This window comes from Bacillus songklensis, assembly GCF_042649685.1.
GTDB lineage: Bacteria > Bacillota > Bacilli > Bacillales > Bacillaceae_H > Bacillus_BA > Bacillus_BA songklensis.
The window spans coordinates 362,243-376,647 of the sequence record NZ_JBHRZT010000073.1; the positions used below are offsets into that span (position 1 = coordinate 362,243).

General features: G+C 37.8%; 11 protein-coding genes, 1 other RNA gene and 1 pseudogene. 11 read left to right on the top strand and 2 right to left on the bottom strand.

Annotation, left to right across the window (positions count from 1 at the left end; translation table 11 throughout):
• Position 1: 1 nt before the first annotated feature.
• The 6 genes from eno to ssrA all read left to right on the top strand — a co-directional run bounded on the left by eno (position 2) and on the right by ssrA (position 6,432).
• The gene (eno, locus tag ACFOU2_RS24920; protein ID WP_377919024.1) at positions 2-1,297 is read left to right on the top strand and encodes a phosphopyruvate hydratase; all 1,296 of its coding nucleotides are present in this window, start codon (positions 2-4) and stop codon (positions 1,295-1,297) included.
• Positions 1,298-1,557: 260 nt separating this feature from the next.
• Entirely contained in the window at positions 1,558-1,791 is a 234-nt protein-coding gene (gene secG, locus ACFOU2_RS24925) for a preprotein translocase subunit SecG (RefSeq protein WP_377919025.1), read from the top strand.
• Between the two features lie 344 nt (positions 1,792-2,135).
• Complete coding sequence (locus tag ACFOU2_RS24930; RefSeq protein WP_377919026.1) at positions 2,136-2,870, top strand: alpha/beta hydrolase; 735 nt, start codon at positions 2,136-2,138, stop codon at positions 2,868-2,870.
• An 88-nt stretch (positions 2,871-2,958) separates the two neighbouring features.
• Positions 2,959-5,295 carry a ribonuclease R gene (rnr, locus tag ACFOU2_RS24935; RefSeq protein ID WP_377919027.1) on the top strand — a complete coding sequence of 779 codons (2,337 nt, stop codon included), beginning with the start codon at positions 2,959-2,961 and terminating at the stop codon, positions 5,293-5,295.
• 183 nt (positions 5,296-5,478) lie between these two features.
• Complete coding sequence (gene smpB, locus ACFOU2_RS24940) at positions 5,479-5,946, top strand: SsrA-binding protein SmpB (protein WP_377919028.1); 468 nt, start codon at positions 5,479-5,481, stop codon at positions 5,944-5,946.
• Between the two features lie 134 nt (positions 5,947-6,080).
• Positions 6,081-6,432, top strand: a transfer-messenger RNA (tmRNA) gene (gene ssrA / locus ACFOU2_RS24945).
• Positions 6,433-6,766: 334 nt separating this feature from the next.
• On the opposite strand, the pseudogene ACFOU2_RS24950 reads toward ssrA, so the two are convergent.
• Positions 6,767-7,030, bottom strand: a pseudogene (locus ACFOU2_RS24950) (phosphatase PAP2 family protein); the annotation flags it as partial.
• A gap of 504 nt (positions 7,031-7,534) precedes the next feature.
• Between ACFOU2_RS24950 and ACFOU2_RS24955 the strand changes: the two are divergent.
• The 5 genes from ACFOU2_RS24955 (at position 7,535) to ACFOU2_RS24975 (ending at position 13,203) form a co-directional block, all read left to right on the top strand.
• Positions 7,535-8,635 carry a glycosyltransferase family 4 protein gene (locus ACFOU2_RS24955; RefSeq protein ID WP_377919029.1) on the top strand — a complete coding sequence of 367 codons (1,101 nt, stop codon included), beginning with the start codon at positions 7,535-7,537 and terminating at the stop codon, positions 8,633-8,635.
• A 295-nt stretch (positions 8,636-8,930) separates the two neighbouring features.
• Positions 8,931-10,316, top strand: coding sequence for a sugar phosphate nucleotidyltransferase (locus ACFOU2_RS24960; RefSeq protein ID WP_377919030.1), 1,386 nt, complete (start codon positions 8,931-8,933; stop codon positions 10,314-10,316).
• 231 nt (positions 10,317-10,547) lie between these two features.
• Entirely contained in the window at positions 10,548-11,675 is a 1,128-nt protein-coding gene (locus tag ACFOU2_RS24965) for a glycosyltransferase family 4 protein (RefSeq protein ID WP_377919031.1), read from the top strand.
• Between the two features lie 15 nt (positions 11,676-11,690).
• Positions 11,691-12,389 (top strand): sulfotransferase family 2 domain-containing protein, encoded by a 699-nt coding sequence (locus ACFOU2_RS24970; RefSeq protein ID WP_377919032.1) that lies wholly within the window; start codon positions 11,691-11,693, stop codon positions 12,387-12,389.
• Between the two features lie 100 nt (positions 12,390-12,489).
• On the top strand, positions 12,490-13,203 hold the full coding sequence (locus ACFOU2_RS24975) for a sulfotransferase family 2 domain-containing protein (RefSeq protein ID WP_377919033.1): 714 nt from the start codon (positions 12,490-12,492) through the stop codon (positions 13,201-13,203).
• Positions 13,204-13,464: 261 nt separating this feature from the next.
• Here ACFOU2_RS24975 and ACFOU2_RS24980 read toward each other — a convergent pair whose 3' ends face one another.
• Entirely contained in the window at positions 13,465-14,184 is a 720-nt protein-coding gene (locus ACFOU2_RS24980) for a sulfotransferase family 2 domain-containing protein (RefSeq protein ID WP_377919034.1), read from the bottom strand.
• Positions 14,185-14,405 lie beyond the last annotated feature (221 nt).

Below are 14,405 nucleotides of genomic sequence, written 5' to 3' on the forward strand. Positions count from 1 at the left end.
GATGCCAACAATTATTGATATTTATGCTCGTGAAGTATTAGACTCTCGCGGTAACCCAACAGTTGAAGTTGAAGTTTACACTGAATCAGGCGCTTTCGGACGTGCTTTAGTACCAAGCGGTGCATCTACTGGTGAATATGAAGCAGTAGAATTACGCGATGGCGACAAATCTCGTTACCTTGGTAAAGGTGTATTAAAAGCAGTAGACAACGTAAACGAAATCATCGCTCCTGAGCTTGTAGGCATGGACGTTACGGATCAAATCGGTATCGATCGTCTTATGATCGAGTTAGACGGTACAGAAAATAAAGGTAAATTAGGTGCCAACGCAATTCTTGGTGTATCTATGGCAGTCGCTCATGCAGCAGCTGACTATGTTGGTCTTCCATTATACCGTTACCTTGGCGGATTCAACGCAAAGCAATTACCGACTCCGATGATGAACATCATCAACGGCGGTTCTCATGCTGACAACAACGTTGACTTCCAAGAGTTCATGATCTTGCCTGTAGGTGCTCCTACTTTTAAAGAAGCAATCCGTATGGGTGCTGAAGTATTCCATGCGTTAAAAGCTGTATTACACGACAAAGGTTTAAACACAGCTGTAGGTGACGAAGGCGGTTTCGCCCCTAACTTAGGCTCTAACCGTGAAGCTTTAGAAGTCATCATGGAAGCAATCAAAAAAGCTGGCTACGAGCCTGGCAAAGACGTATTCTTAGGCATGGACGTAGCATCTTCTGAATTCTACAACAAAGAAACAGGCAAATACGATTTAGCAGGTGAAGGCCGCACTGGTTTGACTTCTACTGACATGGTAGAATTCTACGAGCAATTAGTGAGCGAATTCCCAATCATCTCAATTGAAGACGGTTTAGATGAAAACGACTGGGAAGGCCATAAATTATTAACTGAGCGCCTCGGTCAAAAAGTTCAGTTAGTAGGTGACGACTTATTCGTAACGAACACGAAAAAGCTTGCTGAAGGTATCGAAAAAGGTGTAGGTAACTCTATCCTCATCAAAGTAAATCAAATTGGTACATTAACTGAAACATTCGAAGCAATCGAAATGGCAAAACGCGCTGGTTACACAGCGGTTGTATCCCACCGTTCCGGTGAAACAGAGGATGCGACAATCGCCGATATCGCGGTTGCAACAAATGCTGGTCAAATCAAGACTGGTTCTATGAGCCGTACAGACCGTATTGCGAAATACAACCAATTATTACGTATTGAAGACGAATTAGGTACATTGGCTGTATACGATGGCTTAAAATCTTTCTACAACCTAAAGAAATAATGTAAAGAGGCCGAATTAAAGCATAAAAAACATGCTTTGAGTCAACCTCGTAAAGAAGAACCGTCATGGGAAATCCAGCAAAATCAAGGGTTTCTTGACGGTTCTTTTCAGTTTGAAAACAGGGTTTCTTTCTTTTTTAGAACTTATGGAACAGCTTGTTTGTAAAGTTACTGTTAGAATTAGGTATAGTCTCTTGTGCCGCATGATGTTTTATGGTACATTAAGTTCATCGTAGTGTGCGTACTGGGAGGTGTAGATACATGCATGCATTTTTAATTACATTATTGGTTATCGTTTGTATCGGACTTATCGTTGTTGTAGTATTACAATCTAGTAAAAGCGCAGGTCTTTCCGGTGCCATTTCTGGTGGAGCAGAGCAGTTATTTGGTAAACAAAAAGCACGGGGCATCGATGCAGTGCTACACCGAATTACCATCGTTTTATCAATCTTATTTTTTGTATTAACAATAGCAGTTACTTACTTTCAATTATAAGGGCGAGCTTTTGAAGCTGGCCTTTTTTTCGTGCTTCTGGAAAAAGGGACAAGCTGAATGATTTAGCTCCAAAACATGGAATGATATAATAAAGAGAAACTTGCCCATTGGAGCGGGGGCAATTGACCTGATCAACTAATCAAACGTTTGTTTAACTTTTGATGGAAGAAAAATAATAAGCAGTAAACAACCTAATAGGGTAGAGATATAAAAAATGGACAGATCCGCCCTTATTTAAACAAATGTTTGTTTAAATCCTTGGGATATCAGTGATATCAAGGGATAAGGCTTCCTTAATCAAACGTTTGTTTAAAAGATTCAACAAGAAAAGGAGTTAGAAACAGATGAAAATCACAGCACCAAAGCCTTTTACATTTGAGGGAGGCGAACGAGCGGTTTTACTATTACACGGCTTTACAGGAAACTCAGCAGATGTGAGAATGTTGGGACGTTTTCTTGAAAAGAAAGGCTATACATGCCATGCGCCGATTTATAAGGGGCATGGAGTACCTCCGGAAGAACTTGTACATACAGGGCCGGACGACTGGTGGGAAGATGTGATAAATGCCTATCAATTTTTGCGTGATCGCGGCCATGAGAGTATTGCAGCCGTCGGTTTGTCCCTAGGAGGCGTATTTTCTTTGAAATTAGGTTACACTGTACCTATAAAGGGTATTGTGCCTATGTGTGCCCCCATGTACATCAAAAGTGAAGAAGTAATGTACCAGGGAGTATTAGAATATGCGAGGGAATATAAAAAACGAGAAGGAAAAACACCCGAACAAATTGAACAAGAAATGAATCAGTTTGCCCCAATGAAAACGTTAAAAGCATTGCAAAATTTAATTTCGGAAGTTCGCAATTCTGTCGATATGATCTATGCTCCTACTTTTGTGGTACAAGCCCGTCATGACCATATGATCAATACGGACAGTGCCAATATTATTTACAATGAAGTGGAATCACCTGATAAACATATTAAATGGTATGAAGAGTCAGGACATGTCATTACTCTTGATAAAGAGCGGGATCAGCTTCATGAGGATGTTTATCAATTTCTAGAGACTCTGGATTGGTAATAAGAATAGCAAAGGAGCTCGATGCAGAAGATAGGGTGGAGTTTCAAAATATAGTGAAAAAGTCCGTTATAAGGAGGGACGATAGAGTATGGAACAAGAGATTCAGCAACATATTGACCGGCTATTATCATTTATGAAAGAGGAGAGTTATAAGCCCCTAACCGTCCAGGAGTTGGAGCAAGCGTTTGGAATTGAGGATTCTTCTTCTTTTAAAGAGTTCGTCAAAGCGCTTGTCATCATGGAAGAGCAAGGGTTGGTTGTGCGTACGCGCAGCAATCGGTACGGATTGCCGGAGAAAATGAATTTGATACGCGGGAAGTTGACGGGTCATGCAAAGGGCTTTGCATTTGTCGTGCCGGATGAACCTGGCGCAGATGATATTTTTATCCCGCCAACAGAAACGAATAATGCCATGCACGGAGATATTGTACTCGCTCGTGTTTCAGCAGAATCTTCAGGGACACGCCGGGAAGGGACAATCGTCAAGATTATTGAACGCGGCTTACAGGAAATTGTGGGCACCTATTCAGAAAGCAAAAGCTTTGGCTTTGTCATCCCGGATGATAAGAAGTTCACAAGTGACATTTTTATTCCAAAACACGCTTCCAAGGGTGCGGTGGACGGGCACAAGGTTATTGTCCGTTTAACAAGCTATCCTGAAGGTCGGATGAGTGCTGAAGGTGAAGTTATTCAAATTTTAGGCCACAAAAATGACCCGGGTGTGGATATTTTATCGGTTATACATAAACATGGGCTGCCAACCGCGTTTCCGGAAGACGTATTACAGCAAGCCAATGACACACCTGACAGCATCAGTGAGGAAGAAATTAAAAACCGTCGTGATTTAAGAAATGAAGTCATTGTCACGATAGACGGGGCAGATGCAAAAGACTTGGATGATGCTGTAACTGTTCAAAAGCTGGAAAACGGCCACTATAAATTAGGGGTCCATATTGCCGATGTCAGTCACTATGTAAAAGAAGGAAGCCCGATTGATGTAGAGGCACAAGACCGTGGTACGAGTGTTTATTTAGTTGATCGTGTCATCCCTATGATTCCGCATCGCCTTTCAAATGGTATATGTTCTTTAAATCCGAAGGTTGATCGTTTAACGCTTTCGTGTGAAATGGAAGTGGATGAGGAAGGAAAGGTAGTCTCCCATGAGATTTTCCAAAGTGTTATCCGCACAACAGAGCGCATGACATACTCAGATGTAAATAAGATTTTAACGGATAAAGATGAAGAGCTCCGTCAACGTTACGAGCCGCTTGTCCCGATGTTTGAACAAATGGAGGAATTGGCAAGTATTCTCCGTGATAAACGCATGAATCGCGGAGCAATCGACTTTGATTTTAAAGAAGCCAAAGTCCTTGTGGATAAAGAAGGCAAGCCTTACGATGTGGTGCTGCGTGAACGTTCTGTCGCGGAACGTTTGATTGAAGAGTTCATGCTGTTGGCAAACGAGACGGTGGCCGAGCATTTTCATTGGATGAATATCCCGTTCATTTATCGTGTCCATGAGGATCCAAAACCGGAAAAACTCGAAAGGTTCTTAGAGTTTGTAACGAACTTCGGTTACACCGTAAAGGGAACAGGAAACGATATACATCCAAGAGCACTGCAAGAAATTTTAGAAGCCGTACAAGGGAATCCGGAAGAGATGGTTATATCAACAGTGATGTTACGTTCGATGAAGCAGGCACGTTATGCCCCGGATAGTCTAGGACATTTCGGATTATCGACAGAGTTTTATACTCATTTCACGTCCCCAATTCGCCGTTATCCGGATTTGATTGTGCATCGCTTAATTCGAACATATCTTGTTGAAAAGAAATTAGATGAAGCAACAAGAGAAAAATGGAATCAAGATTTACCGGATATCGCCGAGCATTCATCTAACATGGAACGCCGGGCAGTTGAAGCCGAACGCGAGACAGATGAAATGAAAAAAGCGGAGTTTATGGCAGATAAGATAGGCGAAACCTTTGAAGGAATCATCAGCTCTGTAACCAACTTCGGTATTTTCGTTGAACTGCGTAATACCATTGAAGGTCTTGTTCATGTCAGCGACTTAACGGATGATTATTATCGCTATGATGAGCGCCATTATGCCATGATCGGAGAAAGAACAGGGAATGTTCTTCGTATTGGTGATGAAATTACGGTTCAAGTGGTTGATGTGAACAAAGATGAGCGCTCGATTGATTTCATTGTGGTTGGAATGAAAGGATCCAAACGCAGAGATCGAAAAGATCGTCCTACGGTCATTAAGGGAAGCAAGCAAGGACGAGGAGATAAACAAGAGAAAAAATCTTCTTCAAGAGAAGGAGAATGGTCAACCAAGAAACCGAAAAAGAAAAAGGCGAAGTCAAAGAGATTTTTTGAAAATGCCCCAAAGTCTAAACGAAAGAAAAAGAAGCGTTAGTGAAAAGGGTGTCCAAAAGTACATAAGACCGTACTTTTGGCCACCCTGCTATAAAGAATAGAACTTAAACTTCACTAAAATCTTTTGAATTGGCTGCGTTCCAGTGTGTCTTTTTCCTTTTCGTTGTTCAGGTGTTTATTTTTTGATAAAATGTAGGTTACTGGTGTGAAGGGGGAAGTACGTATGCCAAAAGGTGAAGGAAAAGTTGTTTCACAGAACAAAAAAGCATACCATGACTATTTTATTGAAGAGACCTATGAAACGGGTATTGTTCTTCAAGGAACAGAAATCAAGTCTATTCGTATGGGGAAAGTGAATTTAAAGGATTCTTACGCGCGTGTCCATAATGGAGAGGTGTTTTTGTATAATATGCATGTGAGTCCTTATGAACAGGGCAACCGTTATAACCATGAACCATTACGTACACGTAAATTGTTACTGCATAGACGAGAAATTAACAAACTGATCGGTTATACAAAAGAGGAGGGCTATGCTCTTGTTCCGTTGAAACTTTATTTAAAAAACGGCTTTGCGAAGGTTTTATTGGGGCTTGGTAGAGGGAAAAAGAAATATGACAAGCGTGAAGACTTGAAGAAGAAAGAAGCGAAACGCGAAATTGAACGTGCCTTCCGTGACCGTCAGAAGATATAGTTTTACAGGAATTTACAATTGCATAATTTGATGTTTATGTTATAATAATATTGTCGTTAGCCAGTACGACAATATGAAATAGGTAGCTTTTGCTTAAAACTATCTAGTTTTTTTCCAGTTTCCCTTTCTAATATGGGGACGTTACGGATTCGACAGGGGTAGTTCGAGCTTAAGTTGCGAGTCGAGGGGATCGGCCTCGTTAAAACGTCAAAGCCAATAACTGGCAACCAAAAATTAGCTTTAGCTGCCTAATTAGCGCAGCTGTTCGCCCCTCCATCGCCCATGTGGTAGGGTAGCGGACTCAAACTTAGTGGGCTACGCCGGAGTTCGCCGTCTGAGGACGAAGGAAGAGAATAACCAGACTAGCGGCTTGGACGCCTGTCGATAGGCATAAGAGCCCGCGAAACATGAATATATCGACTACACTCGTAGAAGCTTAAGTGCCGATGCTTTTGGACGTGGGTTCGACTCCCACCGTCTCCACCAATACATATGTTGGTGGTTTTTTATTTATATGCAGAAAATCAAACCACCAAGCATTGCTGCAATGTTTGGTGGTTTTTAGCTTTTTTAAACATATTGTAGTTGGTTTTCTTGTTTAACTAACGAGGATAGTTGAAGATAGATTTCAAGCAAAAAATTAAGCGTCATGTAATGTATAGTCTATGGCGACAACATGATATTGCCGTAACGGAAAAGGTGATAACAAAGATGGTTATCGCCTTTTTCATTTGTTTCACTCAATTAAAAGTACAGCCATGCATATCATATAATGTAGAACACATCCATTACATCATCAACGAGATGGTGTCAATAAAAATCAGTAGCTATCTGTAGTTTTTACCCAAATAAACTCCAGAAATACTCTTTCACCCTTTCCCACACACTGACACCTCTTGAGGCCGATTGCCTTTCCAATTCTAAATCCTTCGATAATGTCGATTGGAAAATGAACACCTGCATATAAACGGGAAATACCATTTTCCAAGGTTAGTTCCTGCAAGCGATCGGATTCAGCCGGGAAGAAATAGCTCAGTACTTCGGCGGCCGCACCTGAGACAATGGCATGTCCGGAAATATAGGAAGGGTGGCGCGGGTTGCAAAGAAGCGGTACGAAATTAGAATCCTGCTAAAGGCTCTTCTGGATTCATTGGAGGGGTATCCTCTCCGTTATAAGGCAACCGAGACCAACGCGGGTAATTGAATATCATATAGTTTCCCCCTCCTCCCCTTGAGTGAGTTTCTATATAATATTAAAACTCCGTTAATAAGTTATAGGACAAGTTATCTATTTAGTGAAAAATGTGCATTTGTTTCGCTATGATCTGAGAAGTAGACAGTATAAATGGAATGTCATATTACGAAAATGGTACGCGATGGAAAAGCAGAGACTTATTGAACGGGGAGGTTAGTGGAATAAGAGTCGTTTCAAAATACATTAGAGTCTGTAAAAAGGATGTTCTAAATTTCTACCAGATAAATTTTGGGATTGATGTAAGGAAAGGCTCATAGGGGACACGTGTTGAATATCCTATATATTATGAATGGTTAAAATGTTAAGGGGGGGGAGGGATAATTGGAAAGTGGAGTGAACTTAATTGGCTGTATTCGTACCGAAACAGGAATCGGCGAATCCTGTAGGATAGCTGCAAATACTTTAAATACGGCAAGAATTCCATTTGGAATCATGAATTTTAAAATGAACAAAGTAACAAAAAATAAAGATTATTCATGGATAGAAAAGGAAATGGAAATCCCCATCTATAATACAAATATTTTTCACGTAAATGCCAGCCATATGTCTGCAGCTTATAAACATTTCGGAAAGGACTTATTTCATGGCCGTTATAATATTGGATATTGGGCATGGGAACTACAGGAGTTTCCGGACAAATGGTCCGAAAGCTTTGAATTGGTTGATGAAGTATGGGTACCGTCTACATTTGTTCAAGAAGCTATTTCAAAAAAATCTCCCGTTCCAGTTATTAAAATCCCCCATAGTATTGAAGTAATGGTGCCAAGAAAGATAAAACGAAATCATTTTAACCTGCCGAGAGAACGATTTTTATTTTTATCCATGTACGATGTTCTAAGTTTACAAGAACGGAAAAATCCTAAGGCGGTAGTAAAAGCCTTTAAGAAAGCTTTTGCAAAAAATAATCCATTCGTTGGCCTTGTTTTAAAAGTAAATAATGGTCAAAAAAATCCGAAAGAAATTGAAAGTCTTAAAAAAGAAATAGAGGGATATAGAAATATTTTTATTATTAATGAAGTTCTTAATCGAAGTGAAATAAACGGTCTTCTAAATTCCATTGATTGCTTTGTTTCCTTGCATCGAGCGGAAGGTTTTGGCCTTGGCTTGGCTGAAGCAATGTACTTAGGTAAACCTGTTATTGCAACCAACTGGTCTGGTAATACGGATTTTATCACGAACTGCAATTCTCTTTTGGTAAATTATAAACTTATTAAAATTGGGAAGGATTATGGTCCATACAATTGTGATCAAATATGGGCAGATCCAGACGTCAACCATGCAGCTTATTATATGGTTGAAATTTCATCTAATAGAAAATTAGGTGAAGTGATTGGATTAGAAGGCCAAAAAACAATACGCAATCATTTTTCGCCAGCCGAAGTAGGACAGCTGGCAAAAAAGCGCTTAACAAACCTCGGTTTGATAAAGGATTAATAGAATTTCTTATCCATTTAAAGTTGGATTGTTATGTAATTCTCTCACCTTGAGCAGGCTTACAAAGATTAAATAATTGGGACATAAATGCTTTTTATTTATGTCCCATTATTTATGTGGAGTTATATATAAAAGGATTTTTCCACAGAGTATTTTATAAATCTTATCTGGAAATATTGGGCATCATTTGAACCTATTTTATATGTGGATTGGACTGTTTTACTATTTCATTTTTTAAAATTTACATAGTCTATATGGATAACACAAGAATATAACGCTTGGAAGGAAGGGACGTATGAAGCTTATTTTGCTTTCAGGAGGGTCAGGAAAAAGATTATGGCCGTTATCTAATGATTTCCGGCCCAAACAATTTCTTAAAATATTAAAAAATGAAAACAGTGAATTAGAATCCATGGTTGAACGAATTTGGAATCAGTTAGCTTCGCTTCAATTAACTGACCAAAGTTTTTTTATAACTAGTGAGGCCCAAGTGGAAATGGTTAAAAGTCAATTAGGAAAGGATATTCCCCTGATTTTGGAACCTCAGCAACGTGATACTTTTCCTGCCATTGCATTAGCTGTAAGTTATTTATATTCCGTACAGCAGGTTGACTTAAATGAGGTTATATGCATTCTTCCAGTTGACCATTATGTTGAGGAACGTTTTTTTAAAACAGTTGTGGATATGGAGAATGTTATTTTAAATTCTCATGCAGATATTGCATTAATTGGTGTATCCCCAACGCAACCCTCGGAAAAATACGGATATATAGTTCCAGTAAAAACCGCGGGTCTATGGAACGAGAGCAAGTATTATACTGTTGAACGTTTTGCGGAGAAGCCAAAGATTGAAGAAGCAGAAGAATTGATAAAACAGGGGGCTCTTTGGAATTGCGGGGTCTTTTCGTTTACACTGCAATATTTACTTTCATTGCTGACAGAAAAAGGGTTGCCGACCAACTACAATGACTTGGTTCAAGTTTATGATCAAGTTCCGAAGATAAGCTTTGATTATGAGGTGTTGGAAAAGGCTGAGAAAGTAGTTGTTGTACCCTATAAAGGGTATTGGAAAGACCTTGGTACCTGGAACTCCTTAACAGAGGAACTGGATAATTGTTTAATTGGAAAAGGATTTATTAGTGAAGATTCGAAAAATACACATCTTATAAATGAACTTCCTATCCCTGTAAACATTCTCGGAATACCCGATGCTGTTATCGTCGCCAGTTATGATGGCATCTTAGTTACTGATAAGAAAGCAAGTACCCGTGTTAAAGATCTTTTGCAAAATATAGATCAAAGTTCAATGCATGAAGAAAAAGAATGGGGTTCGTATCGTGTATTAGATTATGGCAAATATCCTAACGGACTTGAAGTAGTAACTAAAAGAATGAAAGTTTTGAGTGGAAAAACCTTTGGTTATCAAAAGCATCAAAATCAAAAGAAAGTATGGATGATTGTTTCTGGAGAAGGTGAATTTACAAAAAACAGTATAAAGTACCGTGTAAAACACGGAGACATTCTAGAAATTAACGGAAATATTGATCATGATATAAAGGCCGTAACAAATCTTGAAATAATCGAAATTCAAACTGGGAGTCAACTGATGAACGAAGATATCATTGAAATTGTTAAAACGTGGGATGATGATATTATCAAGCATTGTGAAAAAAGCGAGTAATTTCAGTCATATACAGTTCAAGAAGGAATTCCTAAGACTATTATTCAAGTATTCAGCATATATTTTAGGGTTGAAGAAGATTTTGATTTTGTAAGGAATTATATAAAGAGCCATTAAATGGTGAACTGGATGACAAACTCAAACACGAAAAAATTACGATATCATTTCTTTGTCCCTGAACTCTCCGTTATCTGTTTCATAACTAAAATTCTAAAGGAGTTGGATATAGTTATGGTGCGAAGGAATCATGACGCACCTTCCATTGCCATTGATGGACGGGAGATAACCAATGAAGGAACAGGAATCGGAAGATACACGAAAAACCTGATAATAAATCTTCTTAAAATAGATAAAACAACGAGATATTACGTTTTAACAAATGGAGAAAATGTTCATTTAGGGGAATACGAGAATCTTACCGTTTTATCCTCTAAATCAATGAAGAGGGGGGTTTGGGAAAGGAAGTTCGTACCTGAAGTTTTGAAAAAATACAAGGTGAGCCTTTTTCACAACACCCGTTCTGGTAATACATTTTTTCAACCATTGGATATTCCCTATGTTACAACTGTCCACGATATTATCCCGCTGAAGTTCCAAGATGAATTCCCCGAAAAAGTAGTCGACAGATGGAAAAATTTCTTTCCCCCATATATAGATGGTGCCAGGCATATCATTACTGTAAGTAAAAAAACTACGGAAGATCTTGTAGCATGGACAGGAATCGATAAAAGCAAGATTTCTATCGTCTATCAAGGAATAGACCCTATGTGTGAAAGAATATCTAAGGAAAATGCAAAGCTCCTTATGAAACAGCATTATGATTTGGAACAGCCGTATATTCTTACGATTGGAAGGAAACAGCATTATAAAAATATCCAAACGCTTCTAAAAGCCTGTTGTTTGCTGCCTGATCAACTAAAACAGGACGTTAAGCTGGTGATTACAGGAAATGGCGTCGAAAATTATCAACCTATTATAAATGAACTTTCCCTTCAGGAATATGTGAAACCTTTAGGATATGTACCTGAGGAGCTCTTATCAGTTTTATATAGCGGCAGTGAGCTTTTTGCTTTTCCTTCCTTATATGAAGGGTTTGGGCTTCCTCCCCTGGAAGCAATGGCTTACGGAGTTCCGGTTATAAGTTCTGGCATAGACACTATGAAAGAAATTTTAGGAGATGCAGCAGTTTATTTTGACCCAAATAATCCGCAAGATATAGCTGAAAAAATTAAGCTTATGCTGAATGATTCTTCTCTTTGTAAGGAGATAAGTGAAAAAGGCTTGGAACAGGTGAAGAAATACTCATGGGAAGAAACAGCCCGCCAAACTTTGCAAGTGTACCGCTCATTATTAAATTAAATAGGAGGAAAATATATGAATAAAAAAAAAATTGCTATTTTTGTGCATATACCGAAAACGGCAGGTTCTACCTTACGCAGTATCCTAAAAAAACAGTATGATTCAAATGAAATATGTTTTGGAAATAAAGAGGAGATGATATTAAAATTAAATGATTTGTCTGAAGAAGAATTGGAACAAATAAAATGTATAAATGGCCATATACTTTTTGGCATCCATGAGCATTTATCCAACCGGCCATATGTTTATTACACAATGCTGCGTGATCCAGTAGAACACGTGATTTCAGAATACTATTATATTCTTCGTGAACCGCATAATATGGCTCATGATAAAGTGAAAAACATGAGTTTTGAAGAATTTATTACTGCAGATGAATTTAAGGGGCGCACTTCAAATAGACAAACTTGTTTTATTTCTGGAGGACGTAAAAAGGATTTGAGCATTGCTAAAGAAAATCTAAGCAACTACTTTTCCGTAGTTGGGATTACAGAAATGTTTGATGAGTCTGTTTTTTTGATTGGCCAAGAATTAGGTTGGAAAGATATTTCTTACAAAAAGAGAAAAAATGTTACAAAAAATCGCCCGATGAGAGACGAATTCCCTAAACATGTTATCGAGACCATCAAGAAAAATAATGAATTGGATATAGAATTGTATAATTTCGGAAAACATCTCTTAGAAAAGAAAATTCAAAATTTAAGCTCTAAATGAAGGAAAGGGCTGAATCATCTTATTGGGAGCCAATTCATCATAAATCTGTAATGAATACTATCAAGAAATCATTAAAAATGATTTGTGAGGGGGAAAAGTAGTGGAAGAAAATAAAACACTGATTTACCTGCATATTCCTAAGACAGGCGGACAGACATTAAAAGCAATCATAAAAAAACAATATCCAAATGATAAGGTTTGGAGGTTCCATAAAGACGGAAAAACGAAACAATTGGTAAGGGATCCAGACCAGTACCTTTGCTTGATTGGGCATAGAAACTTTGGTATACACCGTCATTTAAATAAACCGAGCACCTATATTACAATGCTTCGAGACCCAATTGAGCGTGTCATATCAATATATTATTATTTGTTAAGAAGTCCCGGCCATAATTTATACAACAAGGTCAAGGATATTAGTTTTGGAGACTTTGTCTTTGATAAAAGGTTTCAACGGCAAACAGAAAATCTTCAAACCTTGTTCATATCAGGAACGAGTTCAAATGATCTATCAACAGCCAAAAATAATCTAAGGGAATATTTCTCTGTCGTTGGGATAATGGAGCGGTTTGATGAATCTCTATTCCTTATGAGTCAAGAATTTGGATGGGAAAATATCGAATATGAAAAGAAAAATGTAACTCAAAACCGTCCGTCAAGAGAGCAGTTTCCGAAGGAAGTCATTGACACATTAAAGAAAAAAAATGAATTGGATTTCGAATTATATGAGTACGGTAAAGAACTGTTTGAGGAGAAATTAAAATCTTTATCGGAAACAGCTAAGCAACAGCTGAATCAATTCTTGCAAAAATAATAAATAGGTTAATCATATTGAGTTTTCTTCTAGAAGTTTTTTTGCACCATATCATTTTTATTTCCAATGCAAACTCACTTTGTTTTTTAAGGTCATAAAATACCAAGGGTAGGAGAGCTTTAGGATTACCCTATCCACAAAAGGTCAATAATAAAGAAGGCAAAAATAAAAAAAGAGCTTTAACCCCATGGGCATTTATCCTTTGTGGGAAGCTCTTTTGATGTTATAGTTCTAACAAATTGGTTTAAAGTTTTTTAGGATTTAATGAATATTTAGTAACCTGATCTTTTCCTCTAAGAGTTCTTTTGCAAAATGATAAAGTTCTATATCAAATACATTATTTGTTTCAATTTGGTCGATAATTCCCCTGGATATTTCCTCTTTTGATAATCTGCCCTTTGTTACATTTGCTTTTGTATAGGAGATATTGTTCCATCCCCAATATTTCTTCATTAGAGAAATGGATTCATCAAATCTCTCCGTTATTCCAGCGACTGAAAAATGGTGTATCAGATTGCTTTTTGCCTTTTCAAGGTCTTCTTTTGTCAGCATTTCTCCAAATTTTTCACCTAAAATATAGTGTGTTTGTAAATTTGAGTTAACGGGATCTTTTTGATATTCTTCTAAACTCATTTTTATTACTTTAGAATGTAAATTATGACTTGGAAGGCTTCGAATAAAATAATAATCTGATAATACACGATCAACCGGGTCTCGTAGCATCGTTACATAACTGCCGGGTTGGTTGAAAAATTGATGTACTCCGAACGGCATGTGGCCTTGTATACAATCAATATTCCTTTTTGATAAATTTGTTAATACATAACTTAATTTCTCCCTGTCAACATACACATCAACTGATTTCCTTTTTCCATAGTTCTTCTTAATGATCTTTTTTAATGTTGTTCCACCGGTTTTAGGCATGTGAAGATGGATTAATAGTTGTTGCCTCGTGGTAAAAAGGTGAGTGACATTTCCCATTTTATTTCAACCCCAATTTGGAATTATGCATAAATAGTCTATTTCATTATTGATAGGATCGTACCAGGCCTAGTTATTAATCTCAATAAAAAGAAGATTCGCCCGTTGCAAATGCATTTTTCAATTATTTTTAAAAATATTTTATGTGAAATTCAAGTAAAGGTGCAAAATGGGCTGATTTTAGGGAAGGATCTTGTTGCATACGTTTAGAGCCAAATATG

Coding starts and splice junctions, on each gene's coding strand:
- ACFOU2_RS24960 (WP_377919030.1), top strand. CDS start 8,931: ATGAAGCTTATTTTGCTTTCAGGAGGGTCAGGAAAAAGATTATGGCCG.
- eno (WP_377919024.1), top strand. CDS start 2: ATGCCAACAATTATTGATATTTATGCTCGTGAAGTATTAGACTCTCGC.
- ACFOU2_RS24980 (WP_377919034.1), bottom strand. CDS start 14,184: ATGGGAAATGTCACTCACCTTTTTACCACGAGGCAACAACTATTAATC.
- rnr (WP_377919027.1), top strand. CDS start 2,959: ATGGAACAAGAGATTCAGCAACATATTGACCGGCTATTATCATTTATG.
- ACFOU2_RS24970 (WP_377919032.1), top strand. CDS start 11,691: ATGAATAAAAAAAAAATTGCTATTTTTGTGCATATACCGAAAACGGCA.
- ACFOU2_RS24930 (WP_377919026.1), top strand. CDS start 2,136: ATGAAAATCACAGCACCAAAGCCTTTTACATTTGAGGGAGGCGAACGA.
- smpB (WP_377919028.1), top strand. CDS start 5,479: ATGCCAAAAGGTGAAGGAAAAGTTGTTTCACAGAACAAAAAAGCATAC.
- secG (WP_377919025.1), top strand. CDS start 1,558: ATGCATGCATTTTTAATTACATTATTGGTTATCGTTTGTATCGGACTT.
- ACFOU2_RS24965 (WP_377919031.1), top strand. CDS start 10,548: ATGGTGCGAAGGAATCATGACGCACCTTCCATTGCCATTGATGGACGG.